Source organism: Bacteroidales bacterium (assembly GCA_013141385.1).
GTDB lineage: Bacteria > Bacteroidota > Bacteroidia > Bacteroidales > Tenuifilaceae > UBA8529.
This window is the reverse complement of the sequence record JABFRB010000019.1, coordinates 223,193-249,369: the sequence shown is the minus strand read 5'-3', so window position 1 is coordinate 249,369 and position 26,177 is coordinate 223,193. Positions and strand designations below refer to the sequence as shown.

Here is a 26,177-nt window from a genome sequence, read left to right as displayed (position 1 = left end):
AGAATATTTGTTTTTGCTACAATTATTTAATTTTTAGAAATATAATACCACGAAATATATTTAACCATAGTGGAAAATATTGTTTGAAATGATTATCCTAAAAATTTTTCTTGTTGCTAATTTCCCCCAATTTTTTAAGTTCCTCCTCTGATACTACTCTATACAACTTATCTGCTCGCCTTACAGTGGTGTTAACAGGTATAGAACATTTTATTCCTTTTGGACAAAATTGAGCAGGTTTTTCATCAACCCTTATTTCCGAAACGGTTTCTTCAATAACTCCAGATGTTGGGCCAATGATCAAAATTTTATCGTTGAGGTAAAGTTCATGCGCTTCAATTGAAACTTCTGCAACGCCCAAATTAGAAAAGTAGTTGGTGATTTTTCCGCAATATATTTTCCTTTCGGTTGCAAGGCTACCATAAACGTGGCTCCATTCTCCCAGTTTACGACCAAGATAATAGCCATCCCAAAATCCTCTGTTGAACACGGTTGATAATCGATTTGTCCAATCATTTATTTTCTCGGGTGTATAGGAATTATCGCAAATTGCATTAACGGCTTCATTGTAGCATTGGGTGACGGTTTTTACGTACTCGGGAGCACGAGCCCTGCCCTCAATCTTAAGCACCCGAACACCGGCATCAATTAATTTATTTAGGAAGTTTATTGTACACAAATCTTTAGGCGACATGATATACTCGTTATCGACCTCAAGCTGCTTGCCTGTTTCAAATTCCTGAACGGTATATGATCTTCTACAGATTTGAAGGCATGCTCCACGATTTGCCGATATATTTTCCTGATGAAGACTAAGGTAGCATTTGCCCGAAATAGCCATGCATAGCGCTCCGTGAACAAAAAGTTCAATTTTAATTTTGTTTCCTGATGGGCCTATTATATTTTCTCTTTCAATCCCTTGGTATATCTCATAGATTTGCTCTAAGGAAAGTTCCCTTGCTAGAACAACAACATCAGCCCAATGAGAATAAAATTTTAACGATTCAAGGTTGCTAATATTGAGTTGGGTGGAGAGGTGTATTTCGTGTCCAAGTTCAGAAGCGCACATCAAAGCCGCTTGATCGGAGGCAATTATTGCACTAACACCTGCAACACGAGCTTCTTTAAGTAATTCTTTAACAGCGGGTAAATCATTATCGTAAAGGACAGTATTTACAGTAAGATATGACTTTATGCCGCTATCATTGCAAATCCTTACAATTTCCTTTAAATCGGATACGGCAAAATTAACCGATGATTTTGCGCGCATGTTAAGATGACCAACGCCAAAATAAACCGCATTTGTGCCACCCTGAATTGCAGCCATAAGGGATTCAAAGTTGCCCGCAGGCGACATTACCTCTATATCCGAACGTTTCAGCATTAACTTGTATAAGATTAAAATATGGATACAAAGAAACAACTCTTTGTGCTAAAATAAAAAAACATCCCCTGATTTTGAATCAAAGGATGTTTCTTGATTGGTATAAAATATCTATTTCTTTAACTTACTAAAGAACACGGTTACAGCCATCCAATATTCTTTGCTCGATGGATTTGACTCCCAAAGAGCTTTTGAGCCATGCTTCCCAGAATCTGTAGTGGGTTTAAATGTTGTTACCAAAGATTTTGGAATAACAGAAAACATATCAACCATTGCTGGATACTCGTCTTTAGAAGATAGCGCAAGCACAGGAATGGAAATCTTTGAGATCTTTGATTTAATAAAGTTTTTCGGATCAAAGTATTCGCCTGGCGAAAAAACAACTAATGCACCAACCTTAAGTTCCTCACAAGCAACAATTAAACTTAGCGATGCAGAATAAGAACTACCCCAAAGAACAATGGGCTTACTCGACTTTTGCTTGACATAGTCAATTGCAGCATGGATATCGGGAAGAGCATCGAGGTAATTTGTTGAAAGATTTTTTTCCTTTGCTTTAGCCGCAGTCTCATTTTTTATAAAGTTAACCTCCTCACCAGAACGTTGATCCAACGCTAAGCAATTATAGCCTAACTTTACAAGTTTAGGTGCAATTTCCTTATACTCTCCTCGGCTATATCCCGCTTGATGTAAAAGTATTATATAAGGATTTTCCGTTGAGGAGACATAAAGATCGGCGGTGATAATTAAACCATCCTTAGATTCAAAGGAAACTTTTTGCTGAGCCGAAGTGCTTAAAACCATAAGCATTAAAGATAATCCCCAAATTAAATGGCTGTATAAGAAACGCATAGGATACTATTAATTTATTTTACTAATAGAATCAGATAATACCACTACATGGTTTTTTTTAACTTCAATCAGCCCAATTTCAGAGATATCAAAGAAGATTTCTGTTTTATTCAACTCAACAACCTTAATTTGCCCTGGCTCTAAGGTAGATGTTAGGGGTGCATGATTATGCATTACCGCAAAGGAACCCTTTGAACCAGGAACTCTTACAAGGATTATTTCCCCTTTGTAAATTGTCGCTTTAGGCGTTACTATTTCGAGCAACATAGTTTATCAATTAAGATTGGGCTTCAGCAAGCATTTTGTCACCTTTCTTTATTGCATCTTCGATAGTACCAACAAGGTTAAAAGCTGCTTCAGGATATTTATCAACTTCTCCGTCGATAATCATATTAAAGCCCTTTATTGTATCCTTGATGTTTACTATACATCCAGGGATGTTTGTAAACGCTTCGGCAACGTGGAACGGTTGAGAGAGGAATCGTTGAACCCTGCGGGCACGATGAACAATAAGTTTATCCTCTTCGGATAATTCGTCCATACCAAGAATTGCAATGATATCCTGTAACTCTTTATAGCGTTGAAGAATATTAATAACACGCTGTGCTGTATTGTAATGCTCTTCACCAACAATTTCTACACTTAAAATACGAGATGTTGAATCTAGTGGGTCAACAGCAGGGTAAATACCAAGTTCCGAAATCTTACGACTTAATACTGTTGTTGCATCAAGGTGCGAGAAAGTTGTAGCAGGAGCAGGGTCGGTTAAGTCATCCGCAGGTACATAAATAGCTTGTACAGATGTTATAGATCCTCTATTTGTTGAAGTGATACGTTCCTGCATCAAACCCATTTCGGTTGAAAGAGTAGGTTGGTAACCTACTGCTGAAGGCATACGACCAAGAAGTGCTGATACTTCAGAACCAGCCTGGGTAAAACGGAAAATATTATCGATAAAGAATAGGATATCACTTCCTTTGCCTTCTCCTTCTCCATCGCGGAAGTATTCTGCCATGGTCAAACCCGACAATGCAACACGAGCCCTTGCTCCTGGTGGTTCGTTCATCTGACCAAAAACCATAGTCAGAAGGGATTTTTTGAGTTCTTCCTCATTTACTTTTGAAAGATCCCAACCACCAGCATCCATGCTTTTCTTGAACTCTTCACCATAGTTGACAAGGCCTGCCTCAATCATTTCGCGAAGTAAGTCATTACCTTCGCGGGTACGTTCGCCAACACCTGCAAACACTGAAAATCCTTTGGATTGCTTGGCAATGTTATTAATAAGTTCCTGGATGATAACAGTTTTTCCAACACCAGCACCACCAAAAAGACCAATTTTACCACCCTTTGAGTAAGGCTCTAATAAGTCAATAACCTTGATCCCAGTATAAAGAACCTCTTTCTCGGTGCTAAGGTTTTCGTATTTGGGAGGATTATTGTGTATTGAGTAGACTTTTTCCCGACTCAATGTACTAAGACCATCAACACCAGCACCAATAACATTCATCAGACGACCCTTGATATGGTCGCCAACGGGCATCGAGATAGTCGATCCTGTTGCTCGGGCTTTCATACCTCTACGAAGACCATCGGTTGAATCCATTGCGACGGTACGAATCGTGTTTTCGCCAATGTGCTGTTGACACTCAACAACCAGAATAGAACCGTCTTCACGAATTATTTCAAGCGCGTCATGAATATTTGGAAAACTTGTGCCGGCCATACTAAACGTCACGTCAACAACGGGTCCAATTACCTGAACTATTTCACCATACAAATCGGCCATAACAGTAAACATTAAAATATGATTGTGACAAAATTAGCTAATAAATAAAATAATATTGATAAAATGCAACATCTTTATTTTTGAGAACTACCCAGAGTATATAACTCATAGTAATACTGCAAACTTTTTTCTATTCCATTTTTCAAATCAACCTGAGCATACTTTTCGGTTAAAGAACCCAATTCCTGTAGGGTTTGAATGTTAACCTGTTTTTCGTAATCAACTGAATTATCGAATCGATGACTTAAACTGAAATAATAACGTAAGTTTTCTTCGGTTGCTTTTACATAATCCTTAATAATTCGATTAGCCTTTTCTGTTTCGTTGATTTTAAAGTAAGATTCAGCAGTCTTGAGGGTGAATATATCGTATGGATATTTTCTTTGAGGCATCAAATCAACAATTTTGTTGAGAACTGCCAGTGCGGAATCTTTTTTATTCTGAGAGATCAACTCTTCTGCTAATCGGTTAAAGTTGTTCCTTAATCGAAGAACTGTTGTGGTTCGTTGATTATTATGGTCGATATTTACATCGGGTTGATTCATTCTACCCCAATGAAATTTATTCATCAGATTATTGTAAAGAATGTCAACATCAATTCTACCGAAAGATAAATAGTCTTTAGGTTTAGTCTTTATAGGTACTAAATGATAAGCAAAACCTTCGAGTTGTAAATAATCGCTAATCCCTATATCGGAATCACCATAAGGTGAAACAAAGTAAATTGGGCGTTTCCAGTTATTATTGGCAATTACATCAAGCATTATCATATCGCTTTTTTGGATGTAGCTCTTTTTAAGTGTTCCAACAATTTCTTTTACGATTAGTGCGGAATCTTTTTTGTTAACAGTATTGCTTGCTATTACGGCGTCCTTATCAACCGAAACCATATAACTCTTGGTGGGTATATAGGTAACAGGATCTTCATTTGGAATCTGATATTTAGTTTCAGGCTTATCACTTGCAATAAAATCCATTATCTGTTTTAGTTCAATGTTTTGTTTAAACCTCTCGATTACATAAATAATATCACGTTTGCCCTGAACGTATTGATCTATATTCATGCTTATAGGAAGAGGCGCAGATTCATATGCCTTTCTTTTCATTTGATCTATATACCAATCGGTTCCAAGCAAGCTAAGATTGCAGACCCTCACATCGGTCCTAACCCCTTCTACTTCTTGAATGTACCATAAAGGGAAAGTATCATTATCACCATTGGTAAAAAGAATAGCATTTGGAGCACATGAATTTAAATAATTGTATGCGAAATCTCTTGCGGTATAACGTCCCGAACGATTATGATCGTCCCAGTTTTGTGTTCCCATAATGAGTGGAACACCAAGGCACAATACTGAGGCCATAGAAGCTCTCTGAACGGGTTGAAGTAGTTTTGAAAATCCTTCCGATATAGCCAATACGCCTATACCAACCCAAATAGCGAATGCATAAAATGATCCGGCAAACGCATAATCACGTTCACGTGGCTGCAATGGATACTGATTAAGATATATAACAATAGCGACACCCGTTAAAACGAAAAGAAGTGTTACGACAATAAGATTTTTTTTATCGCGCAGAAACTGATAAGCCAACCCGATTAATCCCAAGATTAGAGGAAGGAAATAATACTTATTTCTACCAATTTGATGGAGCTGCTCACTTGTTAATTTATCCTGATTGCCAAGATGAATAGCATCTATTGGTTTAATTCCGCTTATCCAATTACCATTTAGCAACCCTCCTTGGCTTTGAATATCATCCTGTCGGCCAACAAAATTCCACATGAAGTAACGCCAATACATAAACCCCACTTGGAAACTAAAAAAGAAACGTAAATTCTCGGTAAACGTTGGAATGTTTCTTACCTCTTGTTCTCCGTTTTGATTGGTTACTCGTTCAGGGATTCCAACAATATTAGCCCATTTTTTATACTCTTCATCATGCCCTTCGCCAGGACTCCACATTCTTGGAAAAACGGTTTGAAACCGCTCATCAAAAGAGTAATTTGTTTTCAGGTAAGATCTTATATATTTTCCATTTTGGGGAATAAATGTTGTTTTGTTTTCGCTACTAGTCACGGGAGCATTATAATATTGACCGTAAAGTAAAGGTCTGTCGCCATATTGCTCACGATTCAGGTAGTTTTTTAAAGCGAATATGTTCGAGGGATTATTTTCATTTAAAGGTGTATTGGTAGATGATCTTATTAATATCAAGGCATAGGAAGAATAACCAATCAAAATTACCCCAATCGCTAATAGGATTGTATTTGCTAATACTTTTTGAGTTTTAAGAGTATATCTAATTGCCCAAACGAAAATACCAACAATAAGCATTACAAAGAATACTAAACCGCTATTAAATGGTAATCCGAAGCCATTAACAAAGAGAAATTCAAACCACGATGCAAAAACCACAGTGCCTGGGATGATAAAATACATTACAAATCCAAGAATTGCAACAGCAGAAATACTGGCAAAAATTAATCCTTTTCTGGTTGGTGTATAGTTTTTGAAGTAGTAAATAAATACTATTGCAGGTATTGTTAAAAGGTTAAGCAAGTGAACACCAATGGATAAACCCATCATATAAGCGATGAATATTAGCCATCGATTAGCATAAGGTTTCTCAGCCTCGTTCTCCCATTTTAGAATTGCCCAGAAAACTATAGCTGTAAAGAAAGATGAGAGCGCATAAACCTCTCCTTCAACAGCAGAAAACCAGAATGAATCGGAGAAAGTATAAACCAATGCACCGATAAAACCGCTTCCCATTATTCCAATTAACTCTGCCGTTGTGGCTTCAGAATCTTTTTTTACAACTAGTTTTTTGGCCAAATGTGTTATTGTCCAAAATAGGAAGAGTATAGTAAATGCACTAGCAAGTGCAGACATGATATTGACAGTTATAGCTATTTTAGATGGATCGCCAGCGAACATGGTAAAGAATCTACCAATAAGCATGAATATTGGACTTCCGGGAGGATGTCCAACTTCAAGTTTGTATGCCGAAGCAATAAATTCCCCGCAATCCCAAAAACTTGCAGTAGGCTCAATTGTCAATAAGTAGACAATAACCGCTACAAGGAATGCAGCCCATCCCATGATATTGTTAATCAGGTTGTATTTTTTCATCTGTACAAAATTTCAAAAATAATTAATATAGAATCAGTTATTGTTTTTCTTCGAATGATATTAATTACCTAAGTTCAGATGAACCCCAACGGGTTCAGCGAAACTAAATGTCCATGTTTTGATTACTGCGCTTGGTGTTCTTTATTAATATGGACATTTCATAAGTTGATAAAAATATAAACAGCTAAAGTAACCAAAATTCGCTTATAGCCCTCATGTAATATAATTTTAGCTTTGTTTAAAACTATGTTAATCTGTTTTTTGAAGTACTTTTGCCTAAAATTATTAAAATATGAAGGATAATAACTGGAAGGATAGGTTAAATGTTGTCTATTCTACAAATCCTGATTTTCAATACAATCAAGGAGAAAAACATGAGGAGGAAACGATTCCTCCACAAAAGCAAAATTTAATTGTGGCTATTGAGCGAAAAAACAGGGGAGGTAAAACTGTTACACTTGTTAAAGGTTTTATAGGGAAAGAGGATGATTTGATAGAACTAGGAAAGAAACTGAAAACAAAATGTGGGGTTGGTGGATCAGTAAAAGAGGGTGAGATTATTATTCAAGGAGAATTCAAAACTCGCATTGCCGATTTACTGGAAGAATGGGGTTATAAGGTAAAAGTATCAGGTTGATGATTAATAATCAAGAATTTTATTTATAGTGAAGAAAGTTTTATTTATCTTTTTATTTATCCTCTCCTTACAAGCAGAGGCACAATACTTTTTAACCGGAGTTGAGCCTTTTAGTATTAAATGGAGGCAGATAAAAACAAAAAATGCACGAATTATTTTTCCCGTTGAGGCTGAGCAAAAAGCATTTCGTTATGCGAATCTACTAAGTATAATTGATACGGTTGCTCCAAAATCGCTAAATGCGATGCAAAAACCCTATGACGTTGTAATTCACAACAACAGTGTACTTTCCAATGCCTTTGTTGCTTGGGCGCCAAAGCGAATGGAAATAGTTTCGCAATCACCCACATTCACATACGCCCAACCTTGGTTGACCCAGTTAGCATTGCATGAAACACGCCATACCTCACAACTTTATAAGTTAGATGAAGGCCTTGTTAATTTTAGTTCAATTCTTTTGGGCGAACAAATTGTTGGATTATCAGCAGGAATGGTTCCAAATTGGTTTTTGGAAGGAGATGCAGTTGCTTTCGAGACCGCAGCATCCAATTCTGGAAGAGGACGCCAAGCTGATTTTTATCAATATTACAGAACTCATTATCTCACCAAATCAAAGAAGTTTAAATACGATAAATGGTTGATGGGGTCGTTCAAAGACAATATTCCGAATCATTATAGTTTCGGATATCAGCTGGTTAGTTATGCCAAGATTGAATATGGTGATAGTGTTTGGGCGAATACGCTAAATTCTGTTTCACGATACCCATTCACCGTTTTCCCCTTCTACTTTGGACTAAAAAAAGAAATTGGATTTTCAAGAAAAAAACTTTTCGAGAAAACCTTTGATAATCTTGATGGCATTTGGTCTAGCAATCAGAAATACAACAATATTGATAATTTAACCATTATTATTAAAAAGAATAAGGAGTATACTGATTATAGATACCCCTATAGACTAAACGATAATTGTTTAATTGTTTATAAAACGAACCTTTCAACGAACCCTCAATTCACTCTTATTGATTTAAATAGCAAGAAAGAAAAATGTTTGGTTCAACCGGGCTATTTAACAAGCATACCATCATACCACAACGAAAATATTTTTTGGACAGAGTACCAATCTCATATCCGCTGGCAGTACTTAAACTATAGTGTTATTAAGTGGTTTAATATTAGAAATGGACAGATAAAAACAATTTCCGATCAGGGAAAATATTATTCCCCAGTTTACAATCCTCATAACGATCTGGTTTATGCAATATCTGCAAATAATAATGGATTGTATTCAATTGATGCTTTTGATATTTATGGAAAAAAAATTAAAAGCATTAACCTTCCCAACGAATATCAACCATTTGAGTTGATCTTTTCACAGAATCAAAAATCTTTGATTGTAGCAGTGGTTAACGATAAAGGAAAATCAATCATTAATTTAGATGATGATGGTTCATCTAGTATTCTTTTCGGTTCAACTTTTCTTGACATTCACTCTTTATCAATATTTCATGATTTTATTCTTTTCTCAACTACGAATGATTACAAGGAGGATATATTTGCATTTAACGTAAAAACAAAAAAGGTGTTTCAGATTACAAAATCACCTTTTGGTTCAACAGATCCTTCATTTGATTCAAAATCAAACGAAATCTTTTTTTCAAATTACACAACGAACGGATATTCAATATCAAAAATTATTCCCGACACAACAAATACAGAGATCATACTACCAGATATTACAGACGATTTGATCTCAAAAAAATTAAGTCAGGCTTTAAAGTTCAACATCGATTCTACAGTAATTCCAAATAACACCTTTGAGGTAAAACAGTATCGAGGAATTAAAACGCTTTTTAATATTCACAGTTGGGCTCCGTTCTATTACGATCCAATGGAGTTAACAAATGGGGTATTTGCCATAAAACCAGGATTGACTCTGATTTCGCAAAACATAACAGGAACATCTGTCTTAACTGCTGGATATGGTTATGAAAAATCTAATCTGACACATATCAACTATCAGTATTTGGGGTTATTTCCTGTTTTCTCATACAGTTTCGATCTGAGTAATAATTACCCAGCGCTCTTCTACATAAAAAAAACTACACCACCCACTATAACTGAAAAAAGAAAAGAATCTACCCTAAGTATTTATCTACCACTAAAGTTATCTTCAGGTAGATTTACCACCTTGTTACGCCCTTTCATTCAAGCCATTAGTAGTAACGATTATCTGTTTTCGGGTAGCGATAGTTCATATCACAAGAAACTTCAACGGTTCAATTATAGAGTTTACTTTTCTACTCTACAGCAACAGGCTCTTAAAGATGTTCGGCCTTGTTTGGGATTTACGGCAAATATTCAGATGGAAAATGCCCCATTCAATAAAAACAATTTAGGATCTTTAGTTGCTGGCACATTTAATCTGTACCTTCCGGGCTTAGCAGCAAATCATAGTCTATTCGTTAAAGCGAGTTTCCAAAATCAGAATCTTAAACATTATTACTATTCTAATAAAATTATTTTTCCAAGGGGATATGCTAATTATCAATCGGAAACCTATAGGGGAGTGTCTGTAGAATACCTGCTTCCAATTGTCTACCCTGATTTTGCCTTTGGTTCACTTGCGTATCTTAAGCGAATATCTCTAAGTCCCTTTTACGATTATGCAAAAAATCAATATCCTGTAAAAACAGGCGATCAAACCGATACTATGAAATCTTTTGGTTTTGAGGTTTATGTAGATTTTAAACTTTTCCGAACAAGATATCCAATTCGTCTACAACTCCAACAAGGATGGGGTGGAGATGACCTTTTACCGTTTAATTCGTTCGGCTTATTTGTAGATTTTTACGGTCAATAATTGCCGATTATTAGTTGATTTTTCTATTTACCACTTTGGCCTCGGTTTTGTTAATCATCAATATTACATTTAGGTGTTCATCTTTTTTACTTTGTTATGAATCAGGAAGATATTATAAAACAAAAGCAAAACCTTCGGAAAATAGTAAAAGAGTTAAAGAAGAATATCTCCAAGGAGAAAATATATGAAGATTCGCAAAGAATCTTTGGAAAAGTCGAATCTTTACCTCAGTTCAAAAAAGCAAAAACGGTTCTTGTTTATTGGTCTCTACCCGATGAGGTCAGCACGCATGTTTTTGTAATGAAATGGACTGGTGAAAAAAAAATGGTGTTACCCATCGTTGTTGGAGATACTTTAGAATTAAGGACTTTTAATGGGCTAAATGAATTATTTACTAATAATTCATTTGGTATTCAAGAACCGCTATCAGGCGATCTTGTAAATCCTGCTGATATTGATTGTGCTATAATTCCTGGAGTTGCTTTTGATATTAAAGGAAATAGACTTGGCAGGGGAAAAGGTTTTTACGATAGATTTTTAAAGCAAACCAATGCCTATCTTATCGCAGTTGGTTTTGATTTTCAGATATTAGAGAGTGTTCCTGTATCTTCTTTAGATGTTGCCGTTAACATTGTTATTTCAACAAAAAATTAAACTATATGATTAAACGATTTTTATCGATAGCATTATTTGTTGTATTTTCTATTGCTACTTTCTCGCAAATCCCCAACGGGTACTACACAGCCGCAGATGGTAAAACAGGTGCAACACTAAAGACAGCCCTGTATAACATTATTAAGGGTCATACCGATTTAGGTTATGATGGACTATACAATGTGTATACAACATCCGACAACCTTCCCTCGGGAAAAGTTTGGGATATGTATTCCATCAAGGCAGATGGTACTGCAAACTATTTTTATTCTCATATATCTGGTGATCGTTGTGGGTCATATAGTACAGAAGGAGATTGCTATAATCGTGAGCATACCTTTTGCGATAGTTGGTTAGGAAAGGCATCTCCGCAGAGGTCGGATGCGCATCATATTTTACCAACCGACGGTTATGTGAATAATCGTAGAAGTAGTTACCCGCACGGGAAGGTGGGTACTGTATCATGGACATCATCGAACGGAAGTAAATTAGGAAATTCCGATCCTTCAACAGGTTATTCGGGAATAGTATTTGAACCAATTGATGAATTTAAGGGCGATTTTGCCAGAATGTATTTCTACGTTGTAACTCGATACGAAACTCAGGTTGCTAGTTGGGCTTCGAATGGAAGTGCTGGTGAGCTATTGGACGGAACATCTTTCCCTGCTTTTAAGAGTTGGTTTAAAACGTTGATGCTTCAGTGGAGTCAACAAGATCCTGTTAGCCAAAAAGAAATAGATAGGAATAATGCTATTTATGCACTACAGCACAATCGCAATCCATATATTGATCATCCTGAGTATGCTGAGGCTGTTTGGGGAAGTGGAACAATTGCATTGAATTTTACAAGTTCTGCGGTTACATCTGCTACCGTTGGTATGGTTTACAATTATTCGGTATCGGTTGCTGGTCCTGTTGGATCAACGCTTACAATAACCGCCCCAACCAAACCCGGTTGGTTAACACTTTCATCAACAGGAAATACTACTGCAACGTTGAGTGGAACACCTGCTACTTCAGGTTCATTTGATGTAACCCTTTCAGTAACCGATGGGTCTTCTACAAAAACTCAATCATTTTCGATTAATGTTGCAGCTTTAGAAGGACTTAAAATTACATCAACACCGGTTACAATGGCTACAACAGGAAGTGCCTATAGCTATTCGATTACAACATCAGATGTTGCAAATCCAGGGGCAACAATATCAATATCTGCAACCACAAAACCTTCTTGGTTAACCCTAACTTCAACAGGAAATGGTACCGCTACTCTCAGCGGAACTCCCATGGCAGACGATGCTGGATCAAATTCTGTTACAATTTCAGCAAATGACGGTTTTACTACAGTAACACAGCCTTTTGCAATAACAGTTAGTGTTGCAGGAACATCAAATAAGGAAACTTTTACCAATATCGGTGCCGCCTCGTCATCGTATACAAATTTTACTTGGACAGGCGATGATGGTTCAACATGGAGTGCAACATCAGCAAGAACAGATCAAGCAATTGTAGCTAGTAATAAGGCAATTTGCCTTAAAAATGTTGCCGACACGTATATTGAATCGGGAACACTTTCTGGTGGTTGCGGATCAATCAATTTTAAAAATTTACAGGTTTTTACTGGGACGGGTGGAACTCTTACGCTCTTAATAAATGGCGTTCAGATTGGCTCTCCCTTTGCATACTCAACTACTGAGCAGATTGCATCTTTCACAAACATTAATGTTGTAGGTAATTTTGTAATTAAAATTGTAAATAATGGCAATGCTCGTCCTGTAATTGACGACGTTACTTGGACAACCTATACAATTGCTCCTCCAAACATTTCTAATATCTCGGTTTCACCAATAAACCCAACAACCAATGATGATGTGGTTGTTTCGGCAACCATTACCGATAATGGAACAGTTAAGGAAGCAACCCTTGATTGGGGTCTTTCTGCTTCAACGCTTGACCACACATTAACGATGACCCTTGATGGTAATGTTTACAAAGCAACTATTCCAAAGCAATCGGCAGGAACGGTTTACATAAGAGTAAATGCCAAGGATGATTTAGATGCTGTTTCTACATTAGACTATAGCTATGCTATTATTCAGAACGTAAAGCCCTCAATAGCCGATATATCAAATGCGCCTATAAGCCCTTTCACGGGTGAAACAATTAAAATTTCGGCAACCATTACCGACATCGACGGAACAATTGAAGATACTTGGCTAAAGTGGGGAACATCACCATCTGCATTGACAAATCAGTTAACCATGGTATTGGTGGGTGGTAAATATGAGACTAATATTCCAGCTCAAATACAGGCAGGAACAATCTACTTAAGCATTAATGCAAGGGACGATTCTGGTGCAGAAACATCATCGCTTTATAGCTTCGTGATTACTCAAAACCAAACTCCTTCAATAACCAATATTTCATGGACACCACAAAACCCATTAATTGGAGGTATCATAACATTTTCGGCGACAATAAGTGATTCCGATGGATCGATTCAAGAAGCTTACTTGAACTGGGGAACAACTTCGGGCAATTTAACCACTAAAGTAAACATGACCTTGAACAATGGAAAATATGAGGGTGTTATTCCGGCTCAGGCACAGGCAAGAACAATATTCTTTATGGTTAGTGGAAAGGATAACCTTAATCTTACTGGTTCTTCTGCACAGCAGAGTTTTACTATTTCTACCCCCAATGTATTGCCAACAATTACAAATACAATGATTAATCCACAGAATCCGTTAATGGGTCAACCCATAACGGTATTCTCTACTATCACCGATTCAGATGGTACGATTCAAGAAGCCTTCCTAATGTGGGGAACAGTTTCAGGCAATCTTAATAATAAGGTTGATATGGTGTTAAATGGAGGAATTTATGAGGGGATAATTCCCTCTCAATCTATTGTTGTAACTATCTACTACACCATAAATGCGAAGGATAATTCTGGTGAAACAAAGACCACAAGCCAAAGCAGTTTTACAGTAACTGCACCGAATATTCTACCGACCATCTCTGATATTACTCTCAACCCCCAAAACCCACTCACAGGGCAAGCCGTATTGGTATCAACCAATATCACCGATTCCGATGGTGCGATTCAGGAGGCCTACTTAATGTGGGGAATGAATTCTGGCGATTTAGCAAACAAGGTCGTTATGACTTTAAATGGAGGAAGTTACAAGGGGACAATCCCCGCCCAGTCTGTAGCAGGAACGATTTATTACACTATAAATGCAAAGGATAACTCAGGGGAAACTAAGACTACAAACCAAAGTAGTTTTACAGTAATAGCACCCAACGTATTACCAATTATTTCTGATATTACGTTCAACCCTCAAAGCCCACTCACGGGTCAAGAGATAATGGTATCTGCTACCATTACCGATTCAGATGGGACAATTCAGGAGGCTTATATTAATTGGGGAGTTACTGGCAATCTAATTATTAAAGCCAATATGACTTTAAACGGTGGAAAATATGAAGGAATAATTCCATCACAAATACAGGCCGGAACTATTTACTTTATGGTAAGTGCAAAAGATAATTCCGGAGATATTAGTACAAGTTCTGAAGATAGCATAACAATATCACCATCAACAGATATTAACGATATTAATGGTTCGTTAATTAAGATTTACCCGAATCCTGCTAAAAATAGTATTATGGTAGAGTCTAGTGATATTATTGACCATCTTGTGATATCCAATATTATTGGAGAAAAGGTTGTTGATCTACCAGTTATTGGAAAGAAGCAGTTTGTAGATATTAGCAGATTAAATTCAGGTATTTATTTTGTCTCAGTTTCTGGAAATAACTTTAGAAACACAACAAAAATAATTGTTAATAAATAAAAGATGATTAAAAAAACGATTTCAATAGCGTTATTTCTGATTTTCTCGATAACTACTTTTTCTCAAATCCCTAACGGGTATTATTCAGCAGCCGAAGGGAAAACGGGTGCAACTTTAAAAACGGCACTGTTTAATATTATTAAAACTCATACTGTTCGAACCTATTCAAATCTTTGGACTGATTTTCAAACAACAGATAAACGGGATGATGGGAAGGTTTGGGATATGTACTCATCATGCCGTTTAATTTTTGTTACAAATCAGGATAATGGTTCAGGCGGAACAAGTGAATGTGAAAAGTACAATAGAGAACACTCATTCCCCAACAACTGGTTTAATGGAGATCAAGCGTCTCCAATGTACACAGACCTATTCCATCTATACCCCACCGATAAAAAAGTGAATAATACGAGGAGCAATTATGTTTATGGCGTGGTTTTAACCCCAAGTTATACATCATCTAATGGTTGTAAACTCGGTTCTTCCGATCCTACAACTGGTTTTTCAGGTACTGTTTTTGAGCCAATAAATGAGTATAAAGGGGATTTTGCACGCTCTTACCTTTATATGGCTACATGTTATGAAGACAGGATCGCCGGATGGGCTTCATATACAACTGAAACTCAGGCGATATTAGCGGGTAATTCCTTTCCTGCTTATAAAGCATGGTATGTCACCCTCCTTTTGAGTTGGTGCCAACAAGATCCTGTTAGTCAAAAAGAGATTGATAGGAATAATGCTGTTTATTCAATACAAGGCAATCGAAATCCATTTATTGATCAACCAGAATATGCTCAGGCTATTTGGGGAACAAATACCGCTGTAGATAAAATAAATTCATTACCACTAGTTAGTATTTATCCAAATCCTTCAAAAGGGGAAATATGTGTTGAGGCCTTAAATGTAAAGGTAGATATCCTTACGATTGTTAGTGTTACTGGAAATACAATTATTCAAACAACCTATAATGGCGGGAAAAAAATAGTTGATATTAGTAAGTTAAACCCAGGAGTATATTTTGTAATTGCAAGCGGGAAGGCCTTTAAAAATACTACCAAAATTGTGGTCTACTAGAAGTTAAAATAAAAAAACCGAGTAAAAACTCGGTTTTTTACTATATCTTATTTTACCTTATCGCCATCGTAGGCCCATTTTAAATATACAGCACCCCAAGTAAAACCAGCACCAAAAGTTGCAAGAATGATGTTATCACCCCTACGAAGTTGTGATTCCCATTCCCATAGACACAATGGAATAGTTGCACTTGTCGTATTGCCATATTTTTGGATATTGATCATAACTTTATCCTTGCTCAAGCCCATTCTATTGCCCGTTGCCTCAATGATTCTCATATTCGCTTGATGTGGTACTAACCAAGCAAGGTTTTCGGGGGTTAGGTTATTCCTATTCATCATCTCAACAGCAGTATCTGCCATATTGGAAACAGCCGCCTTAAATACAGCCTGACCTTCCTGATAGATATAATGTTGACGTTTATTGACAGTTTCAATTGATGCGGGATACATTGAACCACCGGCTACTTGATGCAAATGCTTGCGTCCAGAACCGTCAACTTTCATGAGAGAATCAATTACACCAAATCCGTCGGTACAAGGTTCTAAAAGAACCGCTCCTGCACCATCTCCAAAAATCGGACAAGTTGCACGATCAGTATAATCAGTTATGGAGGACATTTTATCAGCACCAACAACAATAACCTTTTTGTGTGTTCCTGATTCAATAAATTTAGATGCGGTTACCAAAGCATAAATAAAACTGGAACAACCGGCATTTAGATCATAACCAAATGCGTTTTTGATTCCAACTTTATCGCTGATAATATTAGCCGTTGCAGGGAATAGCATATCGGGGGTAACAACACCACAGATAAGCATATCAACCTCATCAGGGTGAGTATTTGTTTTGCGAAGTAATTCCAGTACGGCTGGTGTTGCAATATCAGATGTTCCTTTACCTTCGCCTTTAAGAATTCTTCTTTCCTTGATACCTATTCTGGTCATTATCCACTCATCTGTGGTGTCGACCATTTTGCTTAACTCCTCGTTCGTAAGAATATAATCTGGGGCATAACCAGCAATACCGGTAATTGCAGCAGTAATTTTTCCCATTAACTAAAAGCCTCCTTGATTTTTAGACAAAGATTCGAACTAATCACCTCTTTGGTTTGAAGTATCATGTTCATTATGGCTTTGGGATTAGATGAGCCATGCGCAATAATTACAGGTTCATTAACACCAAGAATAGGTGTTCCACCATAATTTTCTGCATTGAACATTTCGAGGTAAGGATCCTCTATTTTTCTTTTTTTGATAATTCGATAAAATGCTTCGGCCTCTTTTAGAACGACATTACCCACAAAACCGTCACAAACAACTACATCAGCTTTATCGTCCTTAAAAAGATCGTTCCCCTCCACATTTCCAACAAAGCTAAAATCCTTGTTGTTTTTCATCAAGTCAAAAGTGCTTTTGACCAGAAGATTACCCTTCTCGTCCTCTTCTCCTATGTTTAAAAGAGCTACACGAGGATTTTGATTTCCAAGGATAAATTTTGCGTAAAGCGATCCAAGAATACCATACTGATATAAAACCTCAGGTTTGCAGTCGGGGTTTAGCCCTACATCAAGTAAAAGATTAAACTTGCTTTCACTTACTGGGATGAAACTCGCAATAGCCGGACGAATTATACCAGAAACTTGCTTAATAGTATACATTGCGCCAACCAACATCGCTCCAGTATTCCCTGCGCTGGCAAAACCGTCAATTTGTTTGGTGGCCAATGCCTTAAAACCATTACCTATGCTAGAATCAGGTTTGTTTTTAAACGCCTTAGCTGGATTATCGCTCATTTCGATAACTTCGGTGCAATGAATAACATCAAAGTCATCAGGATTAGCATTACCCTTTTTTATTAATGAGATAATTTGGGTTTCATCGCCCAAAAGTACAATCCTCTGATCGGAAGATAGTTTTTTTTGAGCAAGAATTGCCCCTGATACAACTGCGTCAGGAGCAAAATCACCACCCATTGCATCTACACCAATTCTCATAAATAGATTCCTTTAATTAAAAAAAGGGGTTAATCGGTTAAGCTTTTGCAACAGCCTTTTCGATTGCTAATTTACCACGATAAAAACCACATTCTGGACAAACTCTATGGTACTGAATAGCAGAATTGCAGTTAGAACATGTTCCCAGTGTTGGTAATTCGGCTTTGTCGTGAGTTCTCCTTTTATTCCTTCTTTGCTTGGAAATTTTGGATTTTGGATGTGCCATTGTTAAAGTTGTTAATTGTGTAAAATTTAGTTTAATTTAATATCTTTAAGTTTATTCCATCGAGGATCAACATCTACTGTTTCCTCTTTCTTTAATTTGTTGGATAAATGGCTTTTTAATTTGTCAATCATTTCCTTATTACATTTTTCCTTTAAACCATTCATCCCGTGATAACGTTGTATGGGTAAGCTTAGGCTAATACTTTCATAGATATATTGGGCAAGGTTAATTTCATTATCATCGTTAGTTAAAATAATGATTTCATCGTTGTCCTCTAGCTTTTCACCTCCGAATTTCACAAATAAAACACCTTTATATGAAATAGGAAGATTAAAAGACTCAAGACATCTATCACAAACAACCTCAGCATAACCATTAATACAAATATTAAGGTCAAGCATTTGGCTTTGTTTGGTAAGATTTACGTCAACCAGTAATTTGCCCAGTCTAATATCACCCTCTTGAAACTCGTCAAAAAACCTTTTATCAACCTCGAAGTTAAACGAATGTTTACCCACCCCAAGGCCTTTAAAATGAATTGAATATGTGTTTAAATAGCTAGTCACAGTACTCAAAAAATATCGTGCAAAGGTAAAAAAAATAATATCAAACCAAAAAAAATGCAATTCTAGCAGAAGTTCTATAAATTTATCCCTTCGACCGTCTCTTTCTTTCGTTTTCGTCGAGATAAATTTTACGAAGTCTCATCGACTTAGGTGTTATTTCCACATACTCATCTTCCTGGATGTATTCTAAAGCCTCCTCAAGACTAAACTTTATAGGTGGTGTTAGAACTGTCTTTTCATCCGATCCTGAAGCGCGCATATTGGTTAATTTCTTCGATTTGGTTACGTTTATAACCATATCGCCTGGACGTGTGTTCTCTCCAACAACCTGACCCGTATAAACCTCCTCGTGCTGATCGATAAAGAATTTGCCTCTATCCTGAAGTTTATAAATAGCATAAGCATATGTTGTTCCGCCCTCCATTGCAACCAGCGAACCATTTTGTCGAACTTCTATTTCACCCCGGTAAGGCTCAAAACCCTTTACACGGTGAGCAATAACGGCTTCACCTGCGGTGGCTGTCAAAAGAAGATTTCGTAAACCAATAATACCACGTGATGGGATTTCGAAATCGAGATGAATTCTATCACCCCTACGTTCCATTGTGAGTAGATTTCCTCTACGTCGTGTGACCTGTTCAATTGCTTTCCCTGAAACCTCTTCGGGTAAATCGATTGCAAGGTACTCAATAGGTTCACATTTCTCGCCACCAACTAACTTTATAATAACCTTAGGCTGTCCAACTTGGAGTTCATACCCTTCTCGCCTCATTGTTTCAATTAGAACCGAAAGGTGAAGAACGCCTCTTCCAAATACCGTAAACGCATCGGCAGAATCGGTAGGTTCAACTTTAAGGGCAAGATTTTTTTCGAGTTCTTTGTCTAATCTTTCTTTAAGATGTCGAGATGTTACAAACTTACCATCTTTGCCAAAGAAAGGTGAATTGTTGATGGTAAAGAGCATACTCATTGTAGGCTCATCAACATCAATGGTTGGTAATGCTTCTGGGTTGTCGATATCGGTAACGGTATCTCCAATGTCAAAATCTTCAATACCAACTAATGCGCAAATATCGCCAGATTCAACCTCTTCAACTTTTTTCTTTACTAATCCTTCGAATACAAGTAGATCCTTTATTTTGGTCTTAATAATTCGCCCATCGCGTTTTGCTAAGGAGACCATTTGACCGGGCTTCAGATTGCCTCGATGCAACTTTCCAATGGCAATACGTCCTACGTAAGAAGAGTAGTCTAGCGATGTAATTAAAAGTTGAGGTGTTCCCTTTAGTGATTTAGCCGGTGGAATGTGCTTTATAATGCATTCAAAAAGTGCGGTTGTATCTGTTGCTGGATTTTTCCAGTCATCCGACATCCAACCCTGTTTGGCGCTTCCAAAAATTGTTGGAAAATTGAGTTGATCTTCATTTGCTTCGAGGTTAAACATCAAATCGAAAACCTGCTCCTGAACCTCTTCGGGTCGGCAGTTGGGTTTATCAACCTTATTGATAACAACAATTGGTTTGAGCCCAAGCGCAAGTGCCTTTTGGAGAACAAATCGTGTTTGGGGCATGGTGCCCTCAAAAGCATCAACAAGTAGAAGCACACCATCGGCCATATTAAGAACACGTTCAACTTCTCCCCCGAAATCGGAGTGTCCGGGTGTGTCGATAATGTTAATTTTTACTCCCTTATAGTTAACCGATACGTTTTTGGCAAGAATTGTAATTCCCCTCTCTCTTTCAAGATCATTGCTGTCGAGAATAAGCTCACCTGGTTTTTCATGGTCCTTAAAAAGTTTACCCATGACAATCATCTTATCCACCAGCGTTGTCTTCCCGTGATCGACGTGCGCAATGATTGCAATATTTCTAATCCCTTGCATTTCAGTATATAAATTTGGGCTGCAAAGGTAAGCCTAAAAACGGATAATTGTACTTTTATTTAAAATTATTGAGTATTAACAACAGAACGAGTTAAGCATTTGGTTAATAAAAGATAAGAATGGTAGTAGTTTTATTATTCTAAAGAACTTTTTGGAAACTAGCAATTATAAATTTTATACGAAGAGAGTAGATTGTTATTATTGTGGAAAGGAGTTTATATAACAATAAATATAAAAAGAACACATGGTTTACCATGTGTTCTTTTTTTAGATCCAATTAGAAATAATTACTACTTTGCGGGTGGAGGGGGCGGAGGAGAGGTTAAGTTAGTTTCTGCTGCAATAGCATCAATAAGCTGTGCTTTATTCATTCCCCCTAAAAGATTTTTTAGGTCTTCGGCACTTAATTTTTTAAATGTTTTCATGAGAATTCGTGTAAGGTTTTTAATTTAAGTTGTTACTAATAAAAGCAATAAGAAAAATTAAACTTAAGATCTCTTAAAACATTAAATCAATATTACATTCAACAAGGGTGATATAGAATAATAAACAAAAAGATATTTATAAAATCTTTTTAATGTTTTCTGTTACAATGTGTCCGTCAAATAGTTGAACAATACGATGTGCTTTTTCCGCATCTGTTGGGGAGTGTGTTACCATTATAATGGTTGTTCCCTCGTTGTTAAGTTCTGTAAGCAGACCCATTACTTCTTCGCCATTAGCAGAATCGAGGTTTCCTGTTGGTTCATCTGCGAGAATTAGTTTCGGGTTACTAACAACGGATCTTGCAATAGCAACGCGTTGCTGTTGACCTCCAGATAGCTGCTGTGGAAAGTGATTCCGTCTGTGGGATATTTTCATCCTCTCAAGAACGATCTCTACTTTTTTCTTTCGTTCAGAGGAGGGGACATTTTGATATAGTAGGGGAAGTTCTACGTTTTCAAAAACTGTTAGTTCATCAATAAGGTTAAAACTCTGGAATACAAATCCTATATTGGATTTACGAAGGTTCGTTCTTTGTTTCTCTTTGAATTTTGATACTTCGTGGTCCATAAAAAAGTATTGGCCGTCCGATGGGTTGTCGAGTAAGCCGAGTATATTGAGTAAAGTTGATTTTCCGCAACCAGAAGGACCCATAATTGCAACAAATTCACCGCTTTTTACTTCGAAAGAAACTTTATTTAAGGCGGTAGTTTCTACTTCGTCTGTACGAAATACTTTGAAAAGATCAACGGTTTTAATCATGGTTATTAGTTATAAGGTTTAAAAAAGAGTATTTTAATTTTCAAGTAAGCAAATTAAGAAATTTTTAATAAAGAATAAGTTTTTAATATCCTAAAGTTAAGAAGTAAATTTTTTATTCAAAAAGAAAATCTAAATCTTCACCAGGGTTAACCTCTTTTGCAGGTAATCCTTTTTTGAATACTCTAGCAGGTTTTTGGCCAATAAGTGATAATTTTACATTATCTAAAAGAATCATAGTACCCTCTCGAAGTCCCACAACGTAAACATAAGGATCCATTTCTAGAAACTCTAAAATTCTTTGTTCGCGGGTTTCTCCAGCATGTCCGTCTGGATGCGAATCGATGTAATGAGGATTTATTTGAAATCTAACTAAGTTAAAAGCACCAAAATTATCGGGTTCGGTTATGGGCATGTCATTTGTTGTGCAAATTGTTGGACAAGCAACATTAGCTCCCGCACTCCATCCAACATAAGGAGTTCCACTTAGAACTTTATATCTAACAGCCTCAATAAGATCAAATTGATGAATCATTTTAAGTAGTCTAAATGTGTTACCTCCACCAACTACAATTGCCTCGGCTTCTTGAACAGATCTTTTGGGGAATTTCGAGTGATGAATAGATTCCACCTCTATACCCATTTCGCTGAATTTGCTTTGAACTTTTTTTTCATACTCATCAAAAGTGAACGTTACAGCCGCATAGGGTATGAATAAAACCTTCTTGACATCTTTTAGAAATGTGTTAATTTGCTCTTTAGGATGCTGGAGGTATGCCTCTCCGGCATTAGTGGAGTTGCTAATTAAAAGTAATTTCATCATTTGTGTGTTATGGGTTGTTCGATTCGTCAAATTTAATGAAGGCAATAAAATTTCAAAAATAATGAAAGAAATGTTGTTATTACGTTTAGATTGAAAATATTACAGTACAAATTAGATTATAAATGCAAAGATTGAAATGTCATGTTGATACTCATCCCCTGCTTTTATTAATTCAAGTGTGTTGCAAAAAATTTCTTTTTGTTCTTCGAAAGAAATTTTTGATGTTTTGACAATTGTTTTGCTAAGAGTTTCACAAATTAGATCTAGGTCTGATTCATCAGATGGAGAATGAAAATTTGAAGTAAAAAAATAGAATCGATCTCCTTTATTGGTCTTCAACTCCTTTTTATTATTATTTTTCAAATTTGTAAGTAAGTTTTCATTATTTAGAAAGTACGCATTGTTAGATCCAAAGTATTGTGTTTGTTGGGAATCTTGGTTGTAAATCCAAAAATCCACATTAAAACTGTCTGTTTTTTCAAAAACGTTATCCCAATAGGACTCTTTTAAAATAAAGTTATGATACAGCATTTTAAGATCCATATCTGGATATATATGAGGTAATGAATTATAAAAATCGATTATGGATAAGTATAGAAGATTAGAAGTACCCTTAAGATTTTCAAAAGAGATAAATGCGATACAAAGAAAAGAATCTTTTTGGAATGAAAAGTATTGGTGCAGTGATTCATCATTTAGATGTACATTCCAATTTTTTTCGAGTATAGATGATAAATGTTTTTGTTTGTTTTGGAGAGCATAAAGGTAATTGCCGGTTTTATCAAGCAAGCTGTATAAATCTAGGGTTTGAGCAGATGATTTTATGATGGTTTTTTTCTTCTGTGTGTTTTCTCTGACAAATAGCAGAATTAGGAAAACGAAAAGAATAAATAAACCTGTTGATATAATTATAATTATGCGCTGATTGTATAATTGATGATTTATTTCTGCTAGTTCTTTTTCTTTTTTCTGCGCATCATACTCAGCCTGAATCGTTTCAATTTTTCCAAAAGTTTCTGCGTTTAGAAGCGAATCCTTAATCTGAACATAAAGTTTATAATTTAATAAAGCCTTTTCGTGGTTTCTTGTTTGCAGATAAACGTCAGAAAGAGCCTCGTAAACAGCCTTTTGAGTTTCTTTTTGTTTTAGTTTAATTGCGATACTCAGGCTACGATTTAAATATTTAATGGCTAATTCAGTATTATTTAGTTTAGAGTATACAAGCCCGATGCTCTGAAGAGATGAACAGATACGAGGAGGACTCCCTAAATCTTCAAAAAACTTTAAAGCGTCTAAGTGGTATAGAAGAGCGTTATTATACTGTTGTTTTCTTAGAAATAATGAACCGATATTATCTTTAATAATTGCAACACCCAGTTTAATACCAAGAGAATCATATATTCTCATAGAACGCACATAATAATCAAGAGCGTCATCGTATTTTTTTAGTTCTAAATATGCACTTGCAATATTATTTGCGGCACCAGCAATAGCTCTTTGGGTGTTACTTTTTTTATTAACTACGAGATATTTTTTGAAATATTCAATGGATTTGTCGTATTCTTCTCGGAAATAATATATCTGGCCAATATTGTTTAGCGCGATTGCCCCGTAAGTGATATCTCCTATTTCATCAAAAAGGAGTAATGCTTTTATATAGTTTTCGAGAGCTTTATCATACTTTCCCCAGGCTCGATAAATTAAACCGATGTCATTCAAAAGTTGTCCCGCTCCTTTTTTGTTATTAAGGAAATTGTGAATTTCAAGCGCATTATTCAAGTTGATGAGAGCAAGGGAAAACTCTCCTTTTCTTTGATAGGCGTTACCAATTTGATGATAAACATGTGCAACTCGATTCCTGTCATTTGATCTCTCTGCGAGACTTAATGCTTTATTTAAATAAAGCAGTGATTTGTCGTAAGCACTATCGGTATAAAATTTCGCAACATTTAAACAGGTTTTGTAGACAATAGAATCAACTTTCTCATTTTTTAAACTATTTATAAGGCTGTCAATAGTTCGATCTTGGGCTATACTTGAAAAAGAGAAAGCCCCTAATGTTATATAAATGATTAAATGACGCATAGCGAGAGATCATTATAAATCTTTCAAAAGTATAAAATTAATTGATTTTCAACCCCAAAATTGATTTATGAATTATGTTATATAAAATAAAAAAGCTGCCCGTTCGAGCAGCCTTTGAATAAGTTTAATGTTGAGTTAGTCGTTGAAATCGAATAAGACCAAGCCAATAGAGAAGGGATAAACTTCAGGACCTTTATCTTTTTCGAAAAGCGCAACAGGATAATAGTTTGCAAATAGTTTTAAACCTCTATACCCAATTCTTGCTGTGAAACCATATCTAAATGTTGAAAGATTAAAATCATCACGATTTTTATCTTTTTTTCTTCCTCCGTTTTCATAAATTACTTTTGTGTGCGTACCGATCCTTAAGCCACCTACTACACCCCCAGAAATGTATATTCTATGTCCTCGCTCACCCGTTGGGATTTGAAATTCTAAAAGTAATGGTATTGTTAAATGCGTTGTTGATAGTTTAGATTTTTGAACATCAAAATTTCCTGTGATGTAAGAACTATCGACAATAGTCAACCCATTTTCCATTTTAAGTGAAATGGGATTTGAAAAATGATAATTGCTAAATTCTAACCCCATGCCAGTGACTAGCCCTATTTTATCGGTTCCAAAGCCAATACTATACTGTGTAAAATTAAGGTTAATATTCCAAGAACGTGCTTGCTTGAGATCCAATGCGGCCAAATCACCTTTCAATGTTAATGATTGATTTTTATCCATTAATCCATTTACACCAAACTCCAATCCAGACCAATGCCCTTGAAAACTAGATTTGTGGTGATACTCGGTATCCCAATCTTCGTCGTATTTTTTAAGGTTTGGTACTTTAAAAGTTGTATTATCGCCGTCATCAATTATGGTGATGGTGCTTCGACCAATACGAATTTTTGCTGAATCAGATTTTACTTTTGGTGGCTGATGTTCTTTTAGAGTATCTGTTTTTTGTAATAATAATGTTGAATCCTTGCTCTCCAATACTTTTAGTTTTTGTATTTGTAATTCTGGATCTTGTGAATAAGCTGCCGATATGAAGCTTAAACATAATAAACTGGATATTAACTTTTTCATAGTATTAAATGTTAATTGGAATTTGATTTT

19 protein-coding genes are annotated in these 26,177 nt (G+C 36.1%); 5 read left to right on the top strand and 14 right to left on the bottom strand.

Annotated features, from left to right (window positions below; all coding sequences use genetic code 11):
- Positions 1-97 precede the first annotated feature (97 nt).
- From HOO91_11940 to HOO91_11920, 5 genes are all read right to left on the bottom strand, one after another.
- Positions 98-1,384 carry a U32 family peptidase gene (locus tag HOO91_11940; GenBank protein NOU18256.1) on the bottom strand — a complete coding sequence of 429 codons (1,287 nt, stop codon included), beginning with the start codon at positions 1,382-1,384 and terminating at the stop codon, positions 98-100.
- A 111-nt stretch (positions 1,385-1,495) separates the two neighbouring features.
- Positions 1,496-2,236 carry a hypothetical protein gene (locus tag HOO91_11935; GenBank protein ID NOU18255.1) on the bottom strand — a complete coding sequence of 247 codons (741 nt, stop codon included), beginning with the start codon at positions 2,234-2,236 and terminating at the stop codon, positions 1,496-1,498.
- A gap of 9 nt (positions 2,237-2,245) precedes the next feature.
- Positions 2,246-2,503, bottom strand: a complete 258-nt coding sequence (gene atpC / locus HOO91_11930) for an ATP synthase F1 subunit epsilon (protein ID NOU18254.1) — start codon at positions 2,501-2,503, stop codon at positions 2,246-2,248.
- A 10-nt stretch (positions 2,504-2,513) separates the two neighbouring features.
- Complete coding sequence (locus tag HOO91_11925; protein ID NOU18253.1) at positions 2,514-4,025, bottom strand: F0F1 ATP synthase subunit beta; 1,512 nt, start codon at positions 4,023-4,025, stop codon at positions 2,514-2,516.
- Positions 4,026-4,099: 74 nt separating this feature from the next.
- Complete coding sequence (locus HOO91_11920) at positions 4,100-7,162, bottom strand: DUF2723 domain-containing protein (GenBank protein ID NOU18252.1); 3,063 nt, start codon at positions 7,160-7,162, stop codon at positions 4,100-4,102.
- Between the two features lie 292 nt (positions 7,163-7,454).
- Here HOO91_11920 and HOO91_11915 point away from each other — a divergent pair, with 292 nt between their 5' ends.
- The 5 genes from HOO91_11915 to HOO91_11895 all read left to right on the top strand — a co-directional run bounded on the left by HOO91_11915 (position 7,455) and on the right by HOO91_11895 (position 16,247).
- The gene (locus HOO91_11915; protein NOU18251.1) at positions 7,455-7,799 is read left to right on the top strand and encodes a translation initiation factor; all 345 of its coding nucleotides are present in this window, start codon (positions 7,455-7,457) and stop codon (positions 7,797-7,799) included.
- A 28-nt stretch (positions 7,800-7,827) separates the two neighbouring features.
- Positions 7,828-10,659 carry a hypothetical protein gene (locus HOO91_11910; GenBank protein NOU18250.1) on the top strand — a complete coding sequence of 944 codons (2,832 nt, stop codon included), beginning with the start codon at positions 7,828-7,830 and terminating at the stop codon, positions 10,657-10,659.
- A 96-nt stretch (positions 10,660-10,755) separates the two neighbouring features.
- Entirely contained in the window at positions 10,756-11,313 is a 558-nt protein-coding gene (locus HOO91_11905) for a 5-formyltetrahydrofolate cyclo-ligase (protein NOU18249.1), read from the top strand.
- Positions 11,314-11,318: 5 nt separating this feature from the next.
- Complete coding sequence (locus tag HOO91_11900; GenBank protein ID NOU18248.1) at positions 11,319-15,173, top strand: T9SS type A sorting domain-containing protein; 3,855 nt, start codon at positions 11,319-11,321, stop codon at positions 15,171-15,173.
- A 3-nt stretch (positions 15,174-15,176) separates the two neighbouring features.
- On the top strand, positions 15,177-16,247 hold the full coding sequence (locus tag HOO91_11895) for a T9SS type A sorting domain-containing protein (GenBank protein NOU18247.1): 1,071 nt from the start codon (positions 15,177-15,179) through the stop codon (positions 16,245-16,247).
- A gap of 47 nt (positions 16,248-16,294) precedes the next feature.
- Here the strand turns inward: HOO91_11895 and HOO91_11890 are convergent, their stop codons facing one another.
- The 9 genes from HOO91_11890 to HOO91_11850 form a co-directional block, all read right to left on the bottom strand.
- The gene (locus tag HOO91_11890) at positions 16,295-17,302 is read right to left on the bottom strand and encodes a ketoacyl-ACP synthase III (GenBank protein NOU18246.1); all 1,008 of its coding nucleotides are present in this window, start codon (positions 17,300-17,302) and stop codon (positions 16,295-16,297) included.
- A complete protein-coding gene (gene plsX / locus HOO91_11885) occupies positions 17,302-18,243 on the bottom strand; it encodes a phosphate acyltransferase PlsX (GenBank protein ID NOU18245.1) in 942 nt (313 codons plus the stop codon). Before plsX ends, HOO91_11890 begins: the two co-directional genes overlap by 1 nt.
- 37 nt (positions 18,244-18,280) lie before the next feature.
- Positions 18,281-18,469, bottom strand: coding sequence for a 50S ribosomal protein L32 (rpmF, locus tag HOO91_11880; protein ID NOU18244.1), 189 nt, complete (start codon positions 18,467-18,469; stop codon positions 18,281-18,283).
- A 26-nt stretch (positions 18,470-18,495) separates the two neighbouring features.
- Positions 18,496-18,987 carry a DUF177 domain-containing protein gene (locus HOO91_11875; protein ID NOU18243.1) on the bottom strand — a complete coding sequence of 164 codons (492 nt, stop codon included), beginning with the start codon at positions 18,985-18,987 and terminating at the stop codon, positions 18,496-18,498.
- A gap of 130 nt (positions 18,988-19,117) precedes the next feature.
- Entirely contained in the window at positions 19,118-20,917 is a 1,800-nt protein-coding gene (typA, locus tag HOO91_11870) for a translational GTPase TypA (protein ID NOU18242.1), read from the bottom strand.
- Positions 20,918-21,478: 561 nt separating this feature from the next.
- On the bottom strand, positions 21,479-22,162 hold the full coding sequence (locus HOO91_11865; GenBank protein ID NOU18241.1) for an ABC transporter ATP-binding protein: 684 nt from the start codon (positions 22,160-22,162) through the stop codon (positions 21,479-21,481).
- Between the two features lie 112 nt (positions 22,163-22,274).
- Entirely contained in the window at positions 22,275-22,979 is a 705-nt protein-coding gene (gene pepE, locus HOO91_11860; GenBank protein ID NOU18240.1) for a dipeptidase PepE, read from the bottom strand.
- Between the two features lie 114 nt (positions 22,980-23,093).
- Complete coding sequence (locus HOO91_11855; protein NOU18239.1) at positions 23,094-25,067, bottom strand: tetratricopeptide repeat protein; 1,974 nt, start codon at positions 25,065-25,067, stop codon at positions 23,094-23,096.
- A gap of 135 nt (positions 25,068-25,202) precedes the next feature.
- Positions 25,203-26,147, bottom strand: coding sequence for an outer membrane beta-barrel protein (locus tag HOO91_11850; protein ID NOU18238.1), 945 nt, complete (start codon positions 26,145-26,147; stop codon positions 25,203-25,205).
- Between the last annotated feature and the right edge of the window lie 30 nt (positions 26,148-26,177).

Bases quoted from the DNA above. Each gene is read 5' to 3' on its own strand.
- HOO91_11895 (NOU18247.1), top strand. From the start codon at position 15,177: ATGATTAAAAAAACGATTTCAATAGCGTTATTTCTGATTTTCTCGATA.
- HOO91_11900 (NOU18248.1), top strand. From the start codon at position 11,319: ATGATTAAACGATTTTTATCGATAGCATTATTTGTTGTATTTTCTATT.
- HOO91_11915 (NOU18251.1), top strand. From the start codon at position 7,455: ATGAAGGATAATAACTGGAAGGATAGGTTAAATGTTGTCTATTCTACA.
- HOO91_11850 (NOU18238.1), bottom strand. From the start codon at position 26,147: ATGAAAAAGTTAATATCCAGTTTATTATGTTTAAGCTTCATATCGGCA.
- HOO91_11905 (NOU18249.1), top strand. From the start codon at position 10,756: ATGAATCAGGAAGATATTATAAAACAAAAGCAAAACCTTCGGAAAATA.
- HOO91_11920 (NOU18252.1), bottom strand. From the start codon at position 7,162: ATGAAAAAATACAACCTGATTAACAATATCATGGGATGGGCTGCATTC.
- atpC (NOU18254.1), bottom strand. From the start codon at position 2,503: ATGTTGCTCGAAATAGTAACGCCTAAAGCGACAATTTACAAAGGGGAA.
- pepE (NOU18240.1), bottom strand. From the start codon at position 22,979: ATGAAATTACTTTTAATTAGCAACTCCACTAATGCCGGAGAGGCATAC.
- HOO91_11935 (NOU18255.1), bottom strand. From the start codon at position 2,236: ATGCGTTTCTTATACAGCCATTTAATTTGGGGATTATCTTTAATGCTT.
- HOO91_11865 (NOU18241.1), bottom strand. From the start codon at position 22,162: ATGATTAAAACCGTTGATCTTTTCAAAGTATTTCGTACAGACGAAGTA.
- HOO91_11890 (NOU18246.1), bottom strand. From the start codon at position 17,302: ATGGGAAAAATTACTGCTGCAATTACCGGTATTGCTGGTTATGCCCCA.
- HOO91_11925 (NOU18253.1), bottom strand. From the start codon at position 4,025: ATGGCCGATTTGTATGGTGAAATAGTTCAGGTAATTGGACCCGTTGTT.
- typA (NOU18242.1), bottom strand. From the start codon at position 20,917: ATGCAAGGGATTAGAAATATTGCAATCATTGCGCACGTCGATCACGGG.
- HOO91_11855 (NOU18239.1), bottom strand. From the start codon at position 25,067: ATGCGTCATTTAATCATTTATATAACATTAGGGGCTTTCTCTTTTTCA.
- HOO91_11940 (NOU18256.1), bottom strand. From the start codon at position 1,384: ATGCTGAAACGTTCGGATATAGAGGTAATGTCGCCTGCGGGCAACTTT.
- plsX (NOU18245.1), bottom strand. From the start codon at position 18,243: ATGAGAATTGGTGTAGATGCAATGGGTGGTGATTTTGCTCCTGACGCA.
- rpmF (NOU18244.1), bottom strand. From the start codon at position 18,469: ATGGCACATCCAAAATCCAAAATTTCCAAGCAAAGAAGGAATAAAAGG.